At 49.0% G+C, this 471-nt stretch carries 1 protein-coding gene; it reads right to left on the minus strand.

Annotation, left to right across the window (positions count from 1 at the left end; translation table 11 throughout):
* Nucleotides 1-471 (minus strand): FKBP-type peptidyl-prolyl cis-trans isomerase (locus tag AB4653_RS23860; RefSeq protein WP_372105485.1); only part of this gene is annotated, 471 nt, incomplete at both ends.

The raw sequence follows: 471 nt of genomic DNA on the forward strand, positions 1-471 counted from the left end.
TTCTACTTCGAATACTAGAGCAGCAAATGGTGGGATTGCAGCACCTGCGCCACGCTCACCGTATGCTAGATCTTGAGGGATGTATAGCTTCCACTTAGAGCCAACAGGCATCATTTGTAGAGCTTGTACCCAACCTTGAATTACGCCAGTTACTGGGAATTCAGCAGGTTGACCGCGAGATACAGAGCTATCGAAAACTGTACCGTCAGTTAGTTCGCCGTGGTAGTGAACGCGCACTTGCTTGTCTGCAGTTGGGATTTCGCCAGTACCTTCAGTTAGTACTTCGTACTGAAGACCAGACTCAAGAACTGTAACTTCTGAACGAAGAGCGTTGTCAGCTAGGAAAGCTTCGCCGTCAGCAGCAGCAGCTTTAGCTAGTTCTTGACGTGCAGCTTCACCACGAGTGTGTAGCTCTTGTAGTGCGTTGTTGATTTCGTCAACTTCGATAGCTGGCATGTCGCCAACTAGAGC

This window comes from Vibrio sp. 10N.222.48.A3 (assembly GCF_041475345.1).
GTDB lineage: Bacteria > Pseudomonadota > Gammaproteobacteria > Enterobacterales > Vibrionaceae > Vibrio > Vibrio tasmaniensis_A.